Origin of the sequence: Altibacter lentus (assembly GCF_000746845.1) — a bacterium.
Taxonomy (GTDB): Bacteria; Bacteroidota; Bacteroidia; order Flavobacteriales; family Flavobacteriaceae; genus Altibacter; species Altibacter lentus.
The window spans coordinates 679,338-698,297 of record NZ_KN050846.1 but is presented as its reverse complement, the minus strand read 5'-3'; the positions used below and the strand labels follow the sequence as shown (position 1 = coordinate 698,297).

The following is an 18,960-nucleotide window of genomic DNA, read 5'->3' as shown; positions in this document are numbered from 1 at the left end:
TATGAGAATAGATTTTCAAAAATACAAAGACGGACTTGTTCCTGCGATCGTACAAGATTTTGAAACACAGCAGGTATTAATGCTTGGCTTCATGAATGAAAAAGCCTACGAAGCAACCAAAAAGGGTGGGCATGTTACTTTTTACAGCAGAAGCAAGGAACGCTTGTGGACAAAAGGAGAAGAGTCCGGCAATTTTTTAGAGCTCGTCTCCCTTGCAGTGGATTGTGATTCCGATACATTATTGGTTCAGGCACGTCCAAAAGGACCGGTATGTCATACAGGAACCGGGACTTGTTGGGGAGCGGAAAACAGGACTAAGTTCGGGTTCTTGACTACGTTGGAAGGCATTATCCAAGATCGAAAGGAGAATGTAGACAAGGAAGATTCGTATGTATCAAGTTTGTTTCGGTCCGGGATCAATAAAATAGCACAAAAAGTAGGAGAGGAAGCGGTGGAGGTCGTGATCGAGGCAAAAGATGATGATGCTAGTGCTTTCTTAAATGAAGGGGCCGATCTCTTATTCCACTACCTCATTTTACTAAAGGCGAAAGGCTTTGGTTTGAAAGATATTGAAGAAACCCTAAAGAAGCGGCATTTATAAATACATTTGTTTTCCTATCTTTAAAAAGATAAAATATAAAATATGGCTGCAAAGCGAAAACGCAAGATCAGAATCCCAAAAGTAAAGCCGAGGAAAGTACAGAATTCAGTTCCCGGAACGGTCACTTATACAGGGAAGAAGCGAGCCTTGGTCACCAAGTTAGAGATCATTGATTATTCGAGGGACCATTACGACAGGATCGACACTTCCGACGTAGAGATCGCATTTAAATTCAAAGGTACCAATCACGTTACATGGATTAATGTTAATGGGTTAAACAATACTGAAGAGATCGAACGCCTGGGGAACTATTACAATCTGCATCCGCTTATACAAGAGGATATCGTTACCACCAATCAACGGCCCAAGATCGACGAATATGAAGATTATTTATTTATTGTGTTCAAAATGCTCCATTATACCGATGATGGAGAATTTGTGAACGAACACGTGAGCATGGTGGTGGGAAGAGATTATGTGGTGACCTTCCAAGAGGCCGATGGAGATGTCTTTGATGGCGTACGTGATCGACTGGAGAATGGCAAGGGCCGTATTCGCAATGCGGGAGCCGATTATTTGATGTTCGCATTGTTAGATGCCGTGGTAGATAATTACTTTAGTGTTATAGAATATCTAAGCGGGAAGATTGAAGAACTGGAAGACCTGTTGTTCGAGGCGAAAATAGAAGATGATATTACTCAGGACATCCAAGACCTTAAGAAGGAAATACTGCGTATTCGGAGGGCTGTGGTACCGCTACGGGAGGTCATCAACCGGTTGGAAAAGACAGATACTCATTTGATCGAGGACCGCACACAAAACTACATTCGCGATCTCTACGATCATATTATACAAGTAAGTGAAAGCGTGGACATCTACCGTGAAATGATCTGGGGCCTCATGGATATGTACATGACGACCATTAGCAATAAAATGAACGAAGTAATGAAGGTCTTAACTATCATGGCTTCTATATTTATTCCGCTAACATTTATGGCTGGTATCTACGGTATGAATTTTGAGCACATGCCCGAGCTTCATTTTAAATACGGATATTATTATCTGTGGGCAGCAATGATCCTAGTGTTTATTGGGATGCTTTATTATTTTAAACGAAAGAAATGGTTATAAAAAAAAGGCTGAACACGTTTCAGCCTTTTTTTATATTGGGTCGAAGAGCTTATCGCAGCCACCCTTTTTGTGCTGCTCCTTTGCTGTAATAATACAAAAAGATAGCAACTATTATTACAAAGAGCGGCATGGCTATAGCTTGAGGGCCATAAACATCCATGGCGGCAGTTGCCAAAAGCCAGTACAACATTTGAACCAGCACTGCGATCAAGGAGATAAGGAACAATGGGATGGCCCATCGCTTGCGGAGTAAAAGGAACAGACTGCCTAGGAGTCCCCCAAATACAGCTGCAGCAAATACTGCGATATACCATGAAGGCAGACTGTCTACGAGTGCAATTTGTTCTACAGTCATTGCCTGCTGTATTTCTTCTTTCATCGTGGTCATAGAAAGGAATTGGAAAATACCCATACAGTTCCAAATAAGTGCGATGATCGCAATGATCCAAAAGCCTGTGTTGGGTTTGGTTGGAGTAGTCATAATCAATTGGTTTAAGAGTTGTATCTCATAAAAGTACATATTTTAATTTATCTTTATGTTTCAAAATATAATAGATGAACCCAACAGTACCCAAAGAAGCCTTTACTTTTCTCGCTGAATTGAAAGAAAACAATCATCGGGATTGGATGCAGGAGCACAAGAAGGAATATCAGCGAAATGAGCAAGCCTTAAAAAAGTTCTACGGCTCGGTGGCGGAAGGGTTGAGCAAGAACGATGAGATCGCAAAAATGAAAATTTTTCGTATCAATCGCGATATTCGTTTCAGTAATGACAAAACTCCTTACAATGTACACCGTAGTGTAAGCTTTAGTAGGGCAGGAGATCACAGGCGCGGAGGGTATTATTTGCGGTTGGAGCCCGGAAATTCTTTAATGGCGGGAGGTTTTTTTGATCCAAATACGGGCGACTTATTGCGAATTCGGAAAGAATTTGAAATGGACGCTTCAGAAATACGGAAGATCCTTCAGCAAAAGGACTTCAAAAAAGCTTTTGGAGGTTTTAATCAGGAATATGCCGTAAAGACTGCTCCCAAAGGTTTCAGCAAAGAGGATCCCAATATCGATCTCATCCGCTTGAAGAGTTATTTTGTCACTCATTCGTTTTCTGACGAGGAGGTGGTTGACCCTAATTTTAAAGAGAACCTGCTTTATCAATACGGCCTTTTACGACCCTATTTCAATTATATGAGCGATGTATTAACGACCGATCTTAATGGGGTTTCATTACTATAAATTGAAATAAAGCAGAAATTACTTGTAATTATAAGCTTATTTGCTTATTATTGCTAATTATAAGCTTTAATGCTTGTTATTATTAAATATAAGTGTAACGCCTTTTTCTATGAAGGAAGTAGCCATACTTAGCGGAGATCTTATCAATTCTTCAAAATATCCCAAAGGGGTACTTCTGGAAGTAATCGCTGCTATCAAAACAGTTTTCTCATCCTTGGAAACACAGTATCCAAAATCCGGAATATCCTTCTCAATATACCGCGGGGACAGTTTTCAAGGGGTCACAGAACAGCCGGAACTGGCATTGACCGTAGCGCTACAACTTAAAGCGGCAGTGAATATGTACACTGCGGAAAAACATTCGACCAAAGCCAAAACACCTGTGGCCGATCTTCGCATTGCCATAGGTATAGGGGAGGCCGAGTATCAAAAAGGTTCTTTAGCCGAAAGTAATGGACCGGCATTCCAGTACTCGGGAAGAACCCTCGATGCAATGAAGGCTGAAGGAGTGAAAATGGCATTGACCACGGCGTATCCGGAGATCAATGATGAGTTCAAGGTAAGTTTGAAGTTGTTGGACTCCATTACAAACCGCTGGTCTACAGCATCGGCAGAGGTGGTGTTTTATTTGCTGAAAGGTCTTACAGAACAACAGATCGCAAATGAACTTGATAGAAGCCAAGCTGCCATCCATTTACGCAAAAAAGCTGCGGGTTGGGAAGAGATCCAATTGCTTTTACAAAGGTATCAACAGATTACTAAAAAGTACTTTTCATGAACCCTCAACTTATCCTTGCCCTGCAACTATTACTAGCCCATGTGATCACCGATTTCGTACTGCAGTCGGGGACATTGATAGAACAAAAGCGCCTTAAAAAAGCAAAAGCACCCTTTCTGTATCTGCATGCCTTCTTGGCCGGGGGGATCACGTATCTTTTATTACAAGATTGGTCCTTGTGGTATGTAGCCCTCATTATTAGCGTGACTCATTTCTTTATAGATCTTTGGAAGCTGCACCAAGGAGAAGATTCGCTTTCATATTTTATAATAGACCAACTGTTACATCTCTTTGTATTGCTTCTTATTTGGCTGTGGCTCACGGCTTCCTTTTCGAAAGTGTTACCGTTTATAGACACCTTTTTTACTTCAACCAATGTATTGGTAGTGCTTATCGGCTATCTAATTGTGATCTATCCCGTTGGGTTTCTTATTGGTAAAGCAACGCAACGCTGGCAGGAAGAGATCGCAAAAGAGGGAGAGCGTACCAGCCTGGAGAAAGCGGGGAGGTACATTGGAATTTTTGAAAGAATTCTTGTGCTCACTTTTATTCTGAGCGATAATTTTTCGGCTATCGGATTTTTGATAGCAGCAAAATCCATTCTAAGATTCAGTGATAAGAACAAGAGCGGCGCACGAAAACAAACCGAATACGTGCTTATAGGCACGCTCATGAGCTTCGCTCTAACGATTATTATCGGGTTCTTAATGCGCGTACTCGTATTCTAACAACTGAATATTACTTTTTAATCGTTCTTTTACGATATTCATCATGCGTTTGTTCAAGGCTGAAGAATTCCGGATATAACTTTCGTATTCAGCTAGTGTGAATTGTCCAATGATGATCCCTTTTAAGGAATTTCTGAATTTCATGTCCTTGTGAATGGCATTCTCAATATAATCCAGTCTTTTTTCAATAGAAAGGTCGTAAAAGACCCTTTTATGCTTCTGCACATAATTCTTAAAAACAGCCACCAACAGATCGTTCTGTAGTTTGGCTACAGGTCGCAAGGTGTTGTTTTGAAAATATTCGTCGGTGGACATTCCGGGTAAGACTTGAGCAGATTTGATAATAGGGCGTAATTGCAGCAAGGCGGCATCGCGAGGTTCCATAGAAATTGGGTTTTACTAAAAATAAGGATTGTTTTGTAGCTATTTTCTGAAAAAAGCCATAGTTATAAACGTGGTTTTCAACAATTTTCAAGTTAAAGTAATCTTAATCAGATGCCCGTTGTACAAGGGTTTATATAACTTTAAAACAAAAAACATGGCCACAGTTACTTCTGTTAATCCGTATTCCGGAAAGGAATTAGAATCCTATAAAACGCATACCAAAACTGAAATCTCCGAAATTTTGGAAAAGGCCAGCGACAGGTTCCTTTCTTGGCGGGAAACATCTTTTGCCGAACGGAAAAAGTTACTACTCGCCGCCGCGACCGAACTTAAAAAGAATACTAAAGAGTATGCAGAAACAATAACGCAGGAAATTGGAAAACCTATTTCCCAGTCCGCTGCTGAGGTTGAAAAATGTGCATGGGTCTGCGAATACTACGCCGAAAATACCGAAAAACATCTTCAGGATGAAGTCATTAAAACCGATGCCAAGAAGAGCTACGTGTCATTCGAGCCCATGGGTGTCATACTCGCGGTCATGCCCTGGAACTACCCCTTCTGGCAAGTATTCCGTTTTGCGGCTCCTGCACTTATGGCCGGTAATATAGCGGTATTGAAACATGCCTCCAATGTATTTGGCAGCGCGTTGAACATTGAAAAAGTATTTAAACGGGCAGGATACCCCGGTCATTGTTTTACTACTTTACTTGCAGGAAGTGATGCTATAGAAGAAATCATTGAAAATCCTATAATCAAAGCGGTGACGCTTACGGGTAGTGTTTCGGCGGGAGCAGCAGTAGCAGCGACCGCTGGAAAAAATATTAAAAAGACGGTACTGGAACTTGGAGGGAGCAACAGTCTGGTGGTTTTAAAAGATTGTGATATGGAAGCTACGTTAGATATATGCGTTCAAGCGCGTTTTCAAAATACGGGTCAAAGCTGTATTGCAGGAAAACGTTTACTGATTGATGCTTCCATTGCTGACGTGTTCGTAGAGAAATTACTTGTAAAGGTAAGAGAGCTTAAGAGCGGCGATCCTATGGACGAAAAGACATATATAGGAACACTGGCCCGAGAGGACCTTGCAAAGGATCTGGAGGAGCAGGTCAATGTATCGTTAAAAGAGGGCGCCCAACTTAGAATAGGAGGGAAACGGCAAAGGGCATATTTTGAACCAACCATCCTTACTGAAGTATCGCCCAAAATGAAAGTGTTCAAAGAAGAGACATTTGGGCCTGCTTTGGCAGTAACCACATTTAAGTCCATCGATGAAGCGATCGAGCTTTCAAATAACTCAAAATTCGGATTGGGGGTTTCTGTTTTTACAAAGAACGTGGAGGCCGCCGAAAAAATCGCATACCGCTTTGAAGAGGGTGCTGTATTCATCAATGAATTGGTGAAGAGCGATCCTCGGCTTCCTTTTGGTGGAGTCAAGGACAGTGGTTATGGCAGGGAACTCAGTCAGCACGGTATTCGTGAGTTTGTTAACCGAAAAACGATCTATATCAATGAATAAAAAAAACCTCACTTAAAAAGTGAGGTTTTGCATTATAATTTGATAAAGATTAAGCCTTGCTCAAGAACTCCTCCTTTGGTTGAATGCTAGGTTTTGTCATATCATTCTTTTCTAAAAAGTTCATAAACTTTTCACCTTCCTTTTTCATGATATTCTCATACCGTTGCTTTGCTGCTTCAAAATCTTCGGAAATAAGTTCGAAATTCTGCTTTAAAGCTCCTGAAACACGATCGTAACTGGTGGCTACATTGCTATATAAAGCGCCCATGCGCTCTCTAAGTTCAGGCTCGGCAGATGCCACATAGTTGTCTCCGGTGGTGATCACAAGGTCTTTCCGAAGGGATTCCAGCGCATCGTAGAGTTTTTGGGCGTCTTTTTTTCCTTTTGGATGATTGGCAATGACATCTTGTGCTTTTTCTTGTGTTGCCGTGATCTCATGCACCATATACGCAAGGTCTTCCACCATAGTATACAGCGTATTGGTAAGCTCCTCTTGCTCTTTACGCTCTGCCAGCGTACCTAGCGAATCTTCATCATAAACTACATCAATGGTGTGTGTATAGGTGTCCTTGCCTTTGGTAAGAACAACCTTATATGTTCCGGCGGGAACTCTTGGTGCTGTAAACCCGCCAAATGAAAGCGTTTTACCTTCGGCCATTTTGGGTGCTACTGTATTAAAGCCCCAGTTTACTACATTGATCCCTTTAGATTTTCCAGGAGAAAGTGTTGTAAGGGTGTTTCCTTCCATATCCTGAATTTCCATGGTCATTTTTCCGAAGGTATGTCGTTTCTGAAGGTAGTATACAATGCGCGCAGCGTTGCTTTTGTTGGCACCAACAAATTGTGTTTCGGCACCAAAACTTCCTGAGAATCCGCTTCCTTCTGTCATAGTGAAGGGTTCCGTTTTAAAGAAATGAACATCTTTTGCTAAAACTGTTTGATCCAGTTCTCGCAACGGACTGATATCGTCAATAATGATCACCCCACGACCATGCGTTCCCATAACCAGATCGTTGGTTTGTTTTTGAAGATCGATAAAGTGAACCGCAACGGGAGGCATGTTATTTGTAAAATGCGACCAATTGGCGCCTCCGTCTATAGTAACATACAGACCCATTTCAGTGCCTAAGAAAAGCAAATCCTCGTTTTTATAATCTTCTTGAATGTTTCTTACAAAGGCATTCTCTTGAATATCATCACTAATGATCGATTTCCAAGTTTTTCCATAGTCTGTTGTCTTTAGTGCGTATGGTTTCATGTCGCCGCTGGTATGGCCATCGAATACGGCATAGGCGGTCCCTTTTCCATGAACACTTGCTTCAATATGATACACCCAGGTGTTTGCAGGGATACCAATAAGATTAGGAGTGACATTGCTCCAGTTCTTTCCGCCATCGGTGGTGACCTGTACATTGCCGTCGTCCGTGCCAACCCATAGGATGTTTTGATCCAGGGGAGATTCTGCAATGGTAAAGATGGTCGTGTGATTCTCTGCGCCGCTGTTATCTACTGAAAGTCCACCGGATTTCGCCTGATCCTGTTTCTTAGGATCGTTGGTGGTAAGGTCGGGAGAGATGATCGTCCACGTGTCCCCCATGTCGTCCGATTTATGAACGAACTGACTTCCCATATAAAAACGATCGGGGACATGAGCACTCACAGCCATAGGAGCATTCCAGTTGAAACGCAGTTTTACATCACCTTTCTTCGGAAGGGGTTGAATGGTCTTTGTTCTGTTCTTATCAACGTCGTATCGCCAGACATTATCTGCGCCTTGCATTTCAGAATAGATAATATTCTTGGTAGGATGTTTTAATACCCGAAAGCCGTCACCATAGCCCACACTGTTCCAATCTCTGGCGGTCACACCACCCGGAGCTGAGGAAGGCCCGTACCAAGAACCGTTGTCCTGAAGTCCTCCATAAACGTTATAAGGTTCTGCATCGTCCACACTAATGTGGTAGAATTGAGAAAGCGGAAGGTTTTCGACAATTTCAAAAGTTGTACCTCCGTTCCACGAGCGGTAGACGCCTCCGTCTGTACCGGCATAGATAATATCGCTGTTGTTGATGTCGAAAACGATATCGTGAATGTCACTGTGCATATTCCCGAGATTTTTGAATGTCTTTCCTCCGTCGCGACTAATGGAACCTGTCAATCCTCCCTTTACAACTACATCCGGATCCTTAGGATCGACGGTGATGCGGCTGAAGTAGAACGGACGAACGACGAGCCCAAAATCATTGTTCAAATGTTCCCAGCTCTCACCTGCATTGGAAGAACGCCATAATCCATTCTTCTTTGGGTCTTCTGTTTCAAGCACAGAATAGAGAATGGCTGGATTACTGGGCGCTACAGCGATCGCAATGCGACCCAATTTCCCCTTTGGGAACCCGTTGTGTATCTTGTTCCAGGTCTTTCCTGCATCGGTTGATTTATATAAGGCACTGTTTTCTCCCCCGGAATTGAATCCCCAGCCTGTTCTTCGAAATTGCCACATGGAGGCATACAGTGTTGAAGGGTTCTTTGGGTCCATGATCACATCTGCCGCTCCGGTAGAACCATCCACATAGAGAATCTTATTCCAGGTTTTTCCGCCATCGGTCGTTTTGTAGACCCCGCGATCCTCGCTATCGCTCCAAAGTGCACCAAGCACGCCCACATATACTTCGTCTGTATTATTTGGATTGATCACAACAGAAGCAATACGTTCACTGTTCTCAAAACCGGGAATTTCTTTCCAGTTATTTCCTCCATCGGTAGACTTATATAAACCGTCTCCAATAGATACCGAATTACGGGTCCAAGTTTCTCCTGTACCCACCCAGATGACCTCATCGGGTTTTTTTGGATCGAGCGCAACTGCGCCAATAGATTGTACATGATTATCGAAAATAGGAACAAAGGTGGCACCCCCGTCGCTGGACTTCCAGACACCACCTCCGGCGGCACCTGCATAAAGAATCCTTGGATTGGTGGGATGTGTTTCCATGTCGTTGATACGTCCACTCATAAGAGCGGGTCCAATGTGGCGCGCATTCATGTCGCCAAACAGTTCTTTTCCTTTTAATGCGATCTCCTGAGCTTCGGTAGCAATAGGGAGAAGGGCAAGGCCTAGTAATGCAATGAGTATTCTTTTCATTTAAGTTGGTTTTAGGTAAAAAAAAACCCCATATAAGGATGGGGTTTCGTAAGGTGGTTAACAGTTATTTTTCTTCTGGATAGGAAAACATAGTGTCGTCGATATCCGGATTCAGTTTAATTTCAGTAAGTGTGATCTGCATGCCGGGCTGGTCCTTTACTCCCTGAACAATAGCGAATGGGAAATACAACCCGTCCACTTCTTGATAATCACTAAACTTAACCTGAGCCATCATCCCTTTTCCTGGGCCTTGAGTAATTTCCTCTTCTACTACAATAGGAACAAAATTTTCAGTATCGAAATAATAATAGCTTACATCTTCCACTTCATTCCCGTCTACCATGATAGGTTCTTTTACCAATTTTATCTTATAGGTCTCAGTGCCTTCGATAGTTTCGTTTCCAATGAGCTCGACGGTGTAGTTCTTATCTTTGTAATTCAAGAAAGGATCCGGGAAGTCATTGAGATTATTCTTAAAATTGTTGGTCGTTTCGGCGTCGCTCTTTTCGGCAGCCATCGTCATTTGGTTGGTTCCCCAAAGGGTTTCACCATCGTATACTTCCTGATAAAAAGTTTGGCCCTGTACATCGGCTTTCATCATTTGTTTACCCGATTTGGTTTGCACCTGAATAATGGGCAATTGCATTCCCTGAACATTGATTTTTCCGGTAAATTCAATACCGCTAAGCTTTTCCCAGTTCTCAGCTCCTCCGGTATTTTCAAGATAATTTGCTATGATCTCATCAGCGGATTGTGCACTGAGAGGTGCGATTGCTACAAATAGGAAAGCAAGTATAAAAAGTTGTAATGTCTTCATGTCGTTCTTTTTAGGTTTACGTTTACGTAAAGGTAAGTCTCAATTCTTACTTTTCTGTTACACCCGCTTTCTTTTTTTTCTGAATTTTAACATACTACATTCCCTATCTTTATAAAAAATGGCCTCATCATGAACTTCGGAAAAGTCCAGAACCCTGCCGAGATCGATTTTACGCTACCGGCCGATCACGCAGGTACCGGTAAAAAACTTTCAGAATACATCCCAATAGAAAAGCCATCACTTTACGTGGGATGTGCCAAATGGAATCGTGCCGACCTAAAAGGATTTTATCCCAGAGGAACTAAAAATGAATTACAGTACTATTCCACTCAGTTTAACAGCATCGAACTTAACGCGACCTTTTATCGAATTTTTCCGGTGGAGACCTTTGCAAGGTGGTATGAAAAGACACCTTCGGATTTCCGATTCTTTCCCAAGGTCTTTCAAGGGGTAAGCCATTGGAAACGGCTCAACGATTTTGAAGTGTACCTTAACGAGTATATACTCCATGTCTCGAACCTTAAAGAGAAATTACAAATGCCCTTTTTGCAAATGCACAATAACTTTTCACCCAAAGATATCGACCGGCTACCCGGTTTTTTTGAAGCGCTTCCTAGTGATATTAAAATAGCGGTTGAATTTAGACATACCGATTGGTTCAACGACCCCAACGTAGCCAGTGAACTGTACGCCATTTTAGAGCAATACAAAGTGACAAACATCATTGTCGATACCGCCGGACGGCGCGATCTGCTGCACATGCGAATGACGAGTGATTCGGCTTTTATTCGTTATAATGGTGCAAACCATAAGAGTGATTACGGCCGACTTGATGACTGGATCGACCGGCTGGAAGCTTGGGTAAAAATGGGATTGCAGCACATTTATTTCTTCGTGCACCAAAATGTGGAAAAAGCATCCCCCTTACTAGCAGCCTATTTTATTGAAAAGGCAAACCATCGCTTTGGTACTTCGCTTCATATTCCGGTCATGGATTCGATCGCTACAAAGGTCTAGCTACATGTCCAATTCCACTTTTTGAACCCCGTTCGCCTGTTCCTTAGCGCGTTTCAGTTGTTCTTCAGAAGGTGGCTTTGGTTGCTGCTCAGCCTTTTTATCTGGCTCGTACGTAAGATTTGTATAGGTAGGAAAATGGTCCGAATTAATATCGGCTCCCAATTGTATCTCCTTCAGCCGAAATTCCGAAGAGATAAAAACGTGGTCTAACGGCCACCGAAGAATGGGGTTGTTGGCATTAAAGGTATTAAAGAAACCTCGTCCGCGACGTACATCCAACAATTCTCCTACATTTTGAAAGAGTTCGGTAGTTGCAGACCAGGCGACATCGTTAAAATCCCCCAAAACGATCACCGCCAGTTTCGATTCACGCGAAAAATTAGCGATCTTCATCATCTCCGCATCGCGGTCTGAAGAACTGGGGTTGTGCTGCGGCATGGGAGGGGTAGGATGGATGGTATACAATTGCACGCTATCCCCGGAGCGAAGCACCACCTTGCTGTGAATGGAAGGAATACTGTCGTCCACCAAATAGTGCACTGTGGGGGCTACGAGCTTTAACTTGGAATACAACAACATCCCGTAAGTATTGTCCAACGGCACTTCCACACGGTGATTGTATTCTGAAGGCAGATCTTTTACGATCGCATTACGCCATCGTGCGTTGGTTTCTACAAGCAGAAGGATATCAGGGTCCTTCGCCTTAATATCATCCATGAGGAGCTGTGTTTTTTTATTTTTCTGAAAGACATTGGCAGTGTAGAGCTTTAATTCCAGATCTGGTGTTTCGTTGGTGGCGGCTAAAACTTCTTCTGAAGCGTACGGCATATATGAATGAATCTTGAGATATTGAAAAACAAAGCAGCCAATTAGAACACTTACAAAGGCATAATCTTGCCAAAGCTTTATATCAAATCGCATAAAATAGGTGATAAGCGCGACCATTGTAAGTATGGTGAGTTGTATGTGCGGAAAGTCGAACATTCGTATCCACCAATAATCCATGGCGATCAATGGAATGAGTGTTAAAACAACAGCAACCGCTCCAATAATTTGGAGCACGGGCTTTAGAGACATAGGTTTTTAAGGTTGGTTGGTTTAAAGATACCCAACACTTTCTAGAATCAAGGTGACTTTAACAGGATTTTATTGAGATCACTCCCCGATGGAGACTCAAATACCTCTAATCCAAAGTAGGGGACGGCAGCCAAAAGATGGTCGAAGATATCGGCCTGAATGTGTTCGTAGTTTTCCCAGTTCTTATCATAACTAAAGCAAAAGATCTCAATGGGGATCCCTTTATCGGTAGGAGCTAAATGTCGCACCATTAAAAACAGATCTTTGTTGATGGCCGGATTCTCATGCAGTAAGGCATCTGCGTATTTTCTAAAAATCCCGAGGTTGGTTTGATTCCTGCCGTTGATGAGCAAACTCTTATCGGCTTCGACCAAACGATTGTATTTTTCAACGTCACGCTGCCGGTGTTCGATATAAGGTTTTATAAGCTGTATCTTCTTAAGATCCTCAAGTTCTTCGGCAGAAAGGAACTTGATCGAATTCTGCTTGATATGGATCGATCTTTTTATTCGGCGCCCTTTGGATTCCTGCATGCCGCGCCAGTTCTGGAACGAATCTGCAATAAGACTATAGGTTGGAATGGTTGTAAAGGTGTTATCGAAATTTTGAACACGAACCGTGGCAAGGTTGATCTCTGTCACATATCCGTCAGCACCATATTTGCTGAATGTGATCCAATCGCCAATACGAACGATATCATTCACCGAAACTTGAATACTGGCCACAAAGCCTAATATGGTATCCTTGAAAATAAGCAGGATCACTGCCGAAGCAGCCCCCAGCGTAGCCAAACTTGTCACCGAATAGCCGGTGAGCTGATTGATGATGAGGAACAAGCAGATACCCCATACAAAGATCATCATCACTTGTATATAACTGTCCAGAGGTTTGTCGTTGTACCTTTCTTTCCCTTGAAGATAATTACGTGTGGTCCGCAAGACACTTCGCACTACGAGAGCACATAAAATAACCAAATAGATATTGATAGCCACCAGTGCAATACTCTGTATAAAAGGATACTCTAACAGAATGATAGGAGCGAGGTACCAAACCACCGCCAAGGGAACAAAATGTGCAATAAAACGCGGGAAGTTACTTTGTACCAGATAGTCGTCAAAGCTTGTTTTCGTTTTTACACTGAAGGCTTTAAACGCCTGAACGATGAATTTCCTTACAATAATGTCTAAGATAAAAACAACAGCGCTTACAATTACGATATTTATAAGCGTATTTAGTGCGGTTGCCAAGGCAGGATTCATACCTTCGTTAATGAAAACATTTTGAAGGATACAACTGTACTCAATAATTGTTTCTTTGTCCATTATAAGTACTTTTTTTCTACATAGAACGGTCCGAATGGGATCACCGAACAGCCCATGACAATAAGTAAGGTTCGTACAGACCATTGTAGTTTTTCATACATAAAATAGGCTCCAATGAGGTACAAAATAAAAAGAACTCCGTGCGCCATTCCAACGATCTGTACCATCTGCGGAAGATCCCAAATGTATTTAAGCGGCATAGCGATGCCTAATAGGACCAGGAACGAAATGGCCTCGAGCGTACTAATTATTTTAAATGCTTTTACTGAAATGTCCACGAAAAAATTTTGCTGCAAAGATACAGCAACTCGCATAGCTAGATAAATTTTAAGAATATTTTATAGAAAATAAGTTTTTGAGAAGGCGCACAGGGTGGTATCTTTAAAAACCTAACGATCCTCTATGATAATACAAGATACGTCTCCGACCGAAACCATCACACGTTCAATCGAATCTTATTACGATAAGTTTTTAGCGGTACTTCCACGTATTGCCCTTGCGATCTTTATAATAGTAGCGGGAATCTTGATAGCGCAATTGATCACTAATTTCTATAGGCGAAGGATCCTAAAGCGTGCTACAGACCCGCTAATGGCCCGATTTCTGGCGCAGGCTATAAAGATTATCCTCATTTTAATAGCGGTCATGATCGCCCTTCAGGTTGCAGGACTGAGTGGGATCGCCACAGGGGTTTTAACGGCTGCCGGTGGTGCCGCCATTATTTTAGGATTCGCTTTTCAGGATATCGGTAAGAACTTTCTGGCGGGGATCATATTAGCTTTTAACAGACCTTTCAGCATAAATGATACTATTAAGATTGAAGAAATGTTTGGGAAAGTGAAGGCACTTAATTTTAGATACACACATATTAAAACAACCGATGGTAGGGATATTTACATTCCTAATAGCGACGTTTTGACCAAACCCGTAGAAAACTATACAGCCGATGGGTTTTATCGTGTCGATTTTGTAGTAGGAATAGGGTATGAGGATGATATTGAGGCTGCCAAACAGCTTATTTATGAAATATTGAAACATCATGACGGAATCGTTCAGGATAATGAACATGAGAATTTTGTGATCGAGGACGAGCTTGCAGCCTCTACAGTGAACCTTAAGATTTTCTTTTGGGTGGAAACATTAGATTACCGAAAATCATCTCGCGTATTGCGTGGGATCGTGATCAAAAAAGTGAAGGAAGCCCTTAGTGAAGCCGGCTTCAACTTACCGGCAGATATCACCGAGCTTAAATTGTATGGGAATGAAGAAGATATCCCGTTGCGTGTTCGTAAAGACCCTCGTGATGAAACACCTTTATTGCCAAAAGACACTTCTAAGGAGTAAACCTATTTTGGGCAAGGCAGGGGAGTGTTCAAGGTTTTAAAGTTCCAATTCTTTTGATAGCTGAAATGCCACCATTCGGTTCGAATGGTCTGGAAGCCATGCGCTCGCATACCTTCAATAAGCAGCTTTCGATGGAACAGGATCTCTTCTGAAAAGTTATAATTATCTATATGGGCGGCACGACCAAAGAAATCGTAGTCGCTCCCCATATCCACAAAACACCCGTCCAGGGTCTCTAAGGTGATATCCACGGCGGCTGCTTTGTTGTGGATGGAGCTGTTCCCATACGGATTGGCGACATAGGTTGGACGCGGAACCTTGGCCCACATTTTCTTCTGAACGTCCAGCGGTCTATAGCAGTCGTAGATCTTGATTCGGTATCCTTGTTCGCAGAAATACTGATTGGCGCGTAGTAATGCTTCTGCTACTTCCGGACGCAACAAGCAAACAGCACAGTCGTACAGCGTTTCACCAATAAAATTATCGGGGGTGGCATATCGTATTTCATAGGAGAATTCAGAAGAAAGTTCAGAAAGGTCCACCAACGGTTCTTGGGTAATTTCTTCCGAAGAAAAACCTAAAATTAGAACCCCAATGGCAAGGTAAAGTACTGTCCTCATCGTCCTTAAATTTAAGGATTAATTAATAAGAATTGAAAACACCCTTTGTAACTTTGAAAAAAAGAAGAAAAATGCAAAGACTAGAAGGAAAAACAGCACTTATCACCGGAGGCACTAAAGGAATAGGCTACGGAATCGCCCAAGCCCTCTTAAAGGAAGGAGTAAAGGTAGCGATCACCGGACGTGAAGTGGGCTCAACACAAAAAGCAGCAGAAACCTTGCAGCGTGAATCAAATGGCACTGCGTTGGGACTTGCGGCAGACGTACGCAGTCTTAAAAGTCAAGAACAGGCCGTTCAAAAAATTGTCAACTCGTTTGGGCACCTAGACATTGTTATAGCAAATGCCGGTTTAGGACATTTCGCAACCGTAGAAGATCTTACTGAAGAACAATGGAAGGAGACTATAGAGACCAACCTAACCGGTCCATTCTTTACACTCAAGGCTACGGTGGATCAATTAAAGAAAAATAAAGGTTATTTTATAAGTATTAGCAGTTTGGCAGGGACCAATTTCTTTTCTGGTGGTGCTGCTTACAATGCCAGTAAGTTTGGCCTTACCGGTTTTTCACAGGCAGCCATGCTGGATCTCCGTAAACACGAAGTTAAGGTAAGTACCATCATGCCCGGATCTGTCGCTACTCATTTTAACGGGAATGAACCGGATGCGGGAGATTCATGGAAGATCCAAATAGAAGATATTGGAAAATTAGTGGTCGATTTGCTAACGATGCATCCGCGTACCTTACCCAGCAAGATTGAAGTACGCCCTACCAAGCCGTCCAACGGTTAAGAAATAGGAAATTTTAATGGGTACTATGTTTTGCTAGATAGCGTTTACACGCTATGATTACTTAGACAGTGAAAAAGATATTGCCCAATTCTCTGCATCCTCTAATCGTTCAAAAAAGGCAAAACTCTTGTCGAAAATCTCTTGTTCCTGCATGGCTCTTTCTCGTTCGGCTTGATTGCGTGAAACAATCGCCAAAGCTTGGGTGTTTTTGAGTCGGTTCTGTTTGTAGATATTGAAGTCAATACCATGATCATTTTCCCTGTCTGCAATTAGTACGATAGGTCGATTCTTATAATGATTTCGGAGTTTGCGGCGCAATTCGTTGGTAATTTTAAGATCAAAGTGCACGCCTGGTTTTACCTTTATGATCGCATATGTATCAGAGAAGGTAAGATCATAATATTCAGTGATGAGTAGTGTCTTCATAGAGATTCAATTACCTATACTATAAATATAGTATTTTCAGTAATTGGTTTTACAAAAAAAAAAAAGCGACTCTTTTGAGTCGCTTTCCGAATAGTTGTTTACTTTCTTTTAATTGGCAGAAAGCAAGGCCAAGAACTTATCTAAGTTAGGTAATATTACGATTCGTGTTCTTCTGTTTGTCGCACGCCCTTCTTTGGTTTCGTTTTCGGTTAGGGGATGAAAACTACTTCTGCCAGCTGCGATCAATTTCTCAGGTTCAACTCCGTACTTCTCTTGAAGGATTCGAATTACTGCCGTAGAGCGTTCAACACTAAGATCCCAGTTATCTTTAATGTATGACCCTTCTTTCACGGTTTGCGAATCGGTGTGACCTTCTACCATTACTTCTAAGGCAGGCTCACTGTTGATCACATTGGCAAGACGCTCTAGCAACTTATTCGCATCTGGGTTCACGCGATAACTTCCAGATTTGAACAAAAGTTTGTCTGAAATAGTGATCATAACTACCGTTTCATCGATGTCGATCTGTATATCATCCTCTTCACCTTCAGCAACCAGACTATTGTCAAGGTTCTTTTTCAGATTGTAAGAAATAATAAGATTCATAGAATCCTCAAGCGTTTCCGCCTTGGCTAATTCAGACTGGTCCACATTCGCCAATGCTTGCTTCATTTTCTCTTTATCGTCGTTAGAGATGACAACATTCTCATACTGTTGAAGTCGGTTGTTGTTGCTGTCGGTAAGAGATTGGATCTTCGCGTTATAACTGGCAACACGTTCTTCGATCTTGGCGTACTTCGCTTCAATCTCTTCTTTTTCAAGTTGCGTTTTAGCCAGAGTAGAGCGAGTGTCGTTATACTGACCTTCTAATTCAACGTACTTTTTTTTCGAAACACAGGACGTGGTAAGAAATACCCCGGAGAGCAGGGTTAGTGCAATTAATTTTTTCATTTTACTAAGTTTTTAGGTTTGTATGACAAAGGTAGGTACAAGTGGCACCAAAATATTCTTTATGAAATCCCATTGTTTTGTTAAATAAGCCTTAAGATCGGGGCACACTGTTAATTGTGTTCAACCAGTAGCACTTTGAAAAGAACAAAAAAAAAGGATACTCGTGGCATCCTTTTTTATATGTATTAAAGCGATTCTTAAGAATCGGATTGGAGTCGAAGTTGATTCTTTCCAAAATCCAGTGTTCGAATGGGAAATGGAATGTTGATATCCGCCTCATCGAAATGTTTCTTGATTAATTTGATCGCTTTGTGTTGCGCTGCTAATTTGGGTTTGGGTTTCGTACTTTCGATCCAGAATCGTGTCACGAAATTAATAGAACTGTCGCCAAATTCCGTAAAAAAGAATTCAACCCCTTCATCCTCCTTTTGTTCAAAATTTTCTGAAATGATCTTCATGACCAGGTCTTCCACTTGCTGAAGATCACTTTCATAGCCTACACCGCAAGACACATCGACCCGTGAGCGGTTGCTCCATGAATAGTTAGTGAAAGGATTGTCCACAAAAGTGGAATTTGGGATGATTACATATTCGTTATCGGTTTGACGTATCACAATATTCCGAAGCGTGATCTCGGAAACATATCCCTTCTTATCTTGTGTTTCTATAAAATCTCCAATGCGCACTTTTGGCAAAAACGACAATACAAGCCCAGATACTGTATTGCCCAGCGTGCCTTGCAGCGCCAAACCAATGGCCAATCCTACAACACCCGCACCGGCCAAAATAGAGGTAAGTGCCTTGTCGAGTTCCATCACGCCTAATGCGATAAAGAAGCCCACCAGAACGATAACAGCAAATACCAGTTTGCCCAGCATTTGACGGATAGATTCCTGATTGATCTTTTTGAATAAAACTTTTTTCGAGAATTTCGAGAGTATTTTGGCCAAGAACCAAAACAAAAGCATTACAAGAATGGCTACTGCGAAATTGGGTAATTTTAAAATGATCGCATCCAACCAACCATCTAGTTTGTCCCATAGGTTAGCTACGGCATCATCGAGTGAGAATTTGTCTTCCAT

Annotated in this window: 20 protein-coding genes; 9 read left to right on the top strand and 11 right to left on the bottom strand. The window is 42.1% G+C overall.

The window, feature by feature from the left end; genetic code table 11:
* Position 1 precedes the first annotated feature (1 nt).
* The gene (gene hisIE, locus JS40_RS03320) at positions 2 to 601 is read left to right on the top strand and encodes a bifunctional phosphoribosyl-AMP cyclohydrolase/phosphoribosyl-ATP diphosphatase HisIE (RefSeq protein WP_034258353.1); all 600 of its coding nucleotides are present in this window, start codon (positions 2 to 4) and stop codon (positions 599 to 601) included.
* A 42-nt stretch (positions 602 to 643) separates the two neighbouring features.
* Positions 644 to 1,732: a magnesium/cobalt transporter CorA gene (gene corA, locus JS40_RS03315; protein ID WP_034258351.1), complete on the top strand. Its 1,089-nt coding sequence runs from the start codon at positions 644 to 646 to the stop codon at positions 1,730 to 1,732.
* Between the two features lie 49 nt (positions 1,733 to 1,781).
* Here the strand turns inward: corA and JS40_RS03310 are convergent, their stop codons facing one another.
* Positions 1,782 to 2,213, bottom strand: coding sequence for a hypothetical protein (locus tag JS40_RS03310; RefSeq protein WP_034262011.1), 432 nt, complete (start codon positions 2,211 to 2,213; stop codon positions 1,782 to 1,784).
* A 74-nt stretch (positions 2,214 to 2,287) separates the two neighbouring features.
* On the opposite strand from JS40_RS03310, the gene JS40_RS03305 reads away from it, so the two are divergent.
* From JS40_RS03305 to JS40_RS03295, 3 genes are all read left to right on the top strand, one after another.
* The gene (locus tag JS40_RS03305) at positions 2,288 to 2,965 is read left to right on the top strand and encodes a DUF2461 domain-containing protein (RefSeq protein WP_034258349.1); all 678 of its coding nucleotides are present in this window, start codon (positions 2,288 to 2,290) and stop codon (positions 2,963 to 2,965) included.
* A 109-nt stretch (positions 2,966 to 3,074) separates the two neighbouring features.
* The gene (locus tag JS40_RS03300; protein ID WP_034258347.1) at positions 3,075 to 3,743 is read left to right on the top strand and encodes a hypothetical protein; all 669 of its coding nucleotides are present in this window, start codon (positions 3,075 to 3,077) and stop codon (positions 3,741 to 3,743) included.
* Positions 3,740 to 4,471, top strand: a complete 732-nt coding sequence (locus JS40_RS03295) for a DUF3307 domain-containing protein (protein WP_034258345.1) — start codon at positions 3,740 to 3,742, stop codon at positions 4,469 to 4,471. Before JS40_RS03300 ends, JS40_RS03295 begins: the two co-directional genes overlap by 4 nt.
* Here the strand turns inward: JS40_RS03295 and JS40_RS03290 are convergent.
* Entirely contained in the window at positions 4,448 to 4,855 is a 408-nt protein-coding gene (locus JS40_RS03290; protein ID WP_034258343.1) for a hypothetical protein, read from the bottom strand. The two genes, JS40_RS03295 and JS40_RS03290, sit on opposite strands and share 24 nt — an antisense overlap.
* A gap of 154 nt (positions 4,856 to 5,009) precedes the next feature.
* On the opposite strand from JS40_RS03290, the gene JS40_RS03285 reads away from it, so the two are divergent.
* The gene (locus tag JS40_RS03285; RefSeq protein WP_034258341.1) at positions 5,010 to 6,371 is read left to right on the top strand and encodes an NAD-dependent succinate-semialdehyde dehydrogenase; all 1,362 of its coding nucleotides are present in this window, start codon (positions 5,010 to 5,012) and stop codon (positions 6,369 to 6,371) included.
* A gap of 49 nt (positions 6,372 to 6,420) precedes the next feature.
* Here JS40_RS03285 and JS40_RS03280 read toward each other — a convergent pair whose 3' ends face one another.
* The gene (locus tag JS40_RS03280; RefSeq protein ID WP_034258339.1) at positions 6,421 to 9,513 is read right to left on the bottom strand and encodes a WD40/YVTN/BNR-like repeat-containing protein; all 3,093 of its coding nucleotides are present in this window, start codon (positions 9,511 to 9,513) and stop codon (positions 6,421 to 6,423) included.
* Between the two features lie 64 nt (positions 9,514 to 9,577).
* Complete coding sequence (locus JS40_RS03275) at positions 9,578 to 10,330, bottom strand: LolA-like protein (RefSeq protein ID WP_034258338.1); 753 nt, start codon at positions 10,328 to 10,330, stop codon at positions 9,578 to 9,580.
* 129 nt (positions 10,331 to 10,459) lie between these two features.
* Here JS40_RS03275 and JS40_RS03270 point away from each other — a divergent pair, with 129 nt between their 5' ends.
* On the top strand, positions 10,460 to 11,347 hold the full coding sequence (locus JS40_RS03270) for a DUF72 domain-containing protein (protein ID WP_034258336.1): 888 nt from the start codon (positions 10,460 to 10,462) through the stop codon (positions 11,345 to 11,347).
* Here the strand turns inward: JS40_RS03270 and JS40_RS03265 are convergent, their stop codons facing one another.
* The 3 genes from JS40_RS03265 to JS40_RS03255 are packed head-to-tail and all read right to left on the bottom strand — an operon-like array spanning position 11,348 to position 14,060.
* Positions 11,348 to 12,424, bottom strand: coding sequence for an endonuclease/exonuclease/phosphatase family protein (locus JS40_RS03265; protein ID WP_034258335.1), 1,077 nt, complete (start codon positions 12,422 to 12,424; stop codon positions 11,348 to 11,350).
* 47 nt (positions 12,425 to 12,471) lie between these two features.
* Positions 12,472 to 13,746, bottom strand: a complete 1,275-nt coding sequence (locus JS40_RS03260) for a mechanosensitive ion channel family protein (protein WP_034258334.1) — start codon at positions 13,744 to 13,746, stop codon at positions 12,472 to 12,474.
* Positions 13,746 to 14,060: a DUF3817 domain-containing protein gene (locus tag JS40_RS03255; RefSeq protein WP_051957482.1), complete on the bottom strand. Its 315-nt coding sequence runs from the start codon at positions 14,058 to 14,060 to the stop codon at positions 13,746 to 13,748. Before JS40_RS03255 ends, JS40_RS03260 begins: the two co-directional genes overlap by 1 nt.
* A gap of 88 nt (positions 14,061 to 14,148) precedes the next feature.
* On the opposite strand from JS40_RS03255, the gene JS40_RS03250 reads away from it, so the two are divergent.
* Positions 14,149 to 15,090 carry a mechanosensitive ion channel family protein gene (locus JS40_RS03250; RefSeq protein ID WP_051957481.1) on the top strand — a complete coding sequence of 314 codons (942 nt, stop codon included), beginning with the start codon at positions 14,149 to 14,151 and terminating at the stop codon, positions 15,088 to 15,090.
* Positions 15,091 to 15,092: 2 nt separating this feature from the next.
* Here the strand turns inward: JS40_RS03250 and JS40_RS03245 are convergent, their stop codons facing one another.
* Positions 15,093 to 15,710, bottom strand: a complete 618-nt coding sequence (locus JS40_RS03245) for a M15 family metallopeptidase (RefSeq protein ID WP_034258332.1) — start codon at positions 15,708 to 15,710, stop codon at positions 15,093 to 15,095.
* A gap of 71 nt (positions 15,711 to 15,781) precedes the next feature.
* Here JS40_RS03245 and JS40_RS03240 point away from each other — a divergent pair, with 71 nt between their 5' ends.
* Complete coding sequence (locus JS40_RS03240; protein ID WP_034258330.1) at positions 15,782 to 16,501, top strand: SDR family oxidoreductase; 720 nt, start codon at positions 15,782 to 15,784, stop codon at positions 16,499 to 16,501.
* Positions 16,502 to 16,558: 57 nt separating this feature from the next.
* On the opposite strand, the gene JS40_RS03235 is transcribed toward JS40_RS03240, so the two are convergent.
* From JS40_RS03235 to JS40_RS03225, 3 genes are all read right to left on the bottom strand, one after another.
* Entirely contained in the window at positions 16,559 to 16,927 is a 369-nt protein-coding gene (locus JS40_RS03235) for a hypothetical protein (protein WP_034258329.1), read from the bottom strand.
* A gap of 108 nt (positions 16,928 to 17,035) precedes the next feature.
* Complete coding sequence (locus JS40_RS03230; protein WP_034258328.1) at positions 17,036 to 17,878, bottom strand: OmpA/MotB family protein; 843 nt, start codon at positions 17,876 to 17,878, stop codon at positions 17,036 to 17,038.
* Positions 17,879 to 18,075: 197 nt separating this feature from the next.
* The gene (locus tag JS40_RS03225) at positions 18,076 to 18,960 is read right to left on the bottom strand and encodes a mechanosensitive ion channel family protein (protein WP_034258326.1); all 885 of its coding nucleotides are present in this window, start codon (positions 18,958 to 18,960) and stop codon (positions 18,076 to 18,078) included.

Bases quoted from the DNA above. Each gene is read 5' to 3' on its own strand.
- hisIE (WP_034258353.1), top strand. From the start codon at position 2: ATGAGAATAGATTTTCAAAAATACAAAGACGGACTTGTTCCTGCGATC.
- corA (WP_034258351.1), top strand. From the start codon at position 644: ATGGCTGCAAAGCGAAAACGCAAGATCAGAATCCCAAAAGTAAAGCCG.
- JS40_RS03310 (WP_034262011.1), bottom strand. From the start codon at position 2,213: ATGACTACTCCAACCAAACCCAACACAGGCTTTTGGATCATTGCGATC.
- JS40_RS03305 (WP_034258349.1), top strand. From the start codon at position 2,288: ATGAACCCAACAGTACCCAAAGAAGCCTTTACTTTTCTCGCTGAATTG.
- JS40_RS03300 (WP_034258347.1), top strand. From the start codon at position 3,075: ATGAAGGAAGTAGCCATACTTAGCGGAGATCTTATCAATTCTTCAAAA.
- JS40_RS03295 (WP_034258345.1), top strand. From the start codon at position 3,740: ATGAACCCTCAACTTATCCTTGCCCTGCAACTATTACTAGCCCATGTG.
- JS40_RS03290 (WP_034258343.1), bottom strand. From the start codon at position 4,855: ATGGAACCTCGCGATGCCGCCTTGCTGCAATTACGCCCTATTATCAAA.
- JS40_RS03285 (WP_034258341.1), top strand. From the start codon at position 5,010: ATGGCCACAGTTACTTCTGTTAATCCGTATTCCGGAAAGGAATTAGAA.
- JS40_RS03280 (WP_034258339.1), bottom strand. From the start codon at position 9,513: ATGAAAAGAATACTCATTGCATTACTAGGCCTTGCCCTTCTCCCTATT.
- JS40_RS03275 (WP_034258338.1), bottom strand. From the start codon at position 10,330: ATGAAGACATTACAACTTTTTATACTTGCTTTCCTATTTGTAGCAATC.
- JS40_RS03270 (WP_034258336.1), top strand. From the start codon at position 10,460: ATGAACTTCGGAAAAGTCCAGAACCCTGCCGAGATCGATTTTACGCTA.
- JS40_RS03265 (WP_034258335.1), bottom strand. From the start codon at position 12,424: ATGTCTCTAAAGCCCGTGCTCCAAATTATTGGAGCGGTTGCTGTTGTT.
- JS40_RS03260 (WP_034258334.1), bottom strand. From the start codon at position 13,746: ATGGACAAAGAAACAATTATTGAGTACAGTTGTATCCTTCAAAATGTT.
- JS40_RS03255 (WP_051957482.1), bottom strand. From the start codon at position 14,060: ATGCGAGTTGCTGTATCTTTGCAGCAAAATTTTTTCGTGGACATTTCA.
- JS40_RS03250 (WP_051957481.1), top strand. From the start codon at position 14,149: ATGATAATACAAGATACGTCTCCGACCGAAACCATCACACGTTCAATC.
- JS40_RS03245 (WP_034258332.1), bottom strand. From the start codon at position 15,710: ATGAGGACAGTACTTTACCTTGCCATTGGGGTTCTAATTTTAGGTTTT.
- JS40_RS03240 (WP_034258330.1), top strand. From the start codon at position 15,782: ATGCAAAGACTAGAAGGAAAAACAGCACTTATCACCGGAGGCACTAAA.
- JS40_RS03235 (WP_034258329.1), bottom strand. From the start codon at position 16,927: ATGAAGACACTACTCATCACTGAATATTATGATCTTACCTTCTCTGAT.
- JS40_RS03230 (WP_034258328.1), bottom strand. From the start codon at position 17,878: ATGAAAAAATTAATTGCACTAACCCTGCTCTCCGGGGTATTTCTTACC.
- JS40_RS03225 (WP_034258326.1), bottom strand. From the start codon at position 18,960: ATGGAAGACAAATTCTCACTCGATGATGCCGTAGCTAACCTATGGGAC.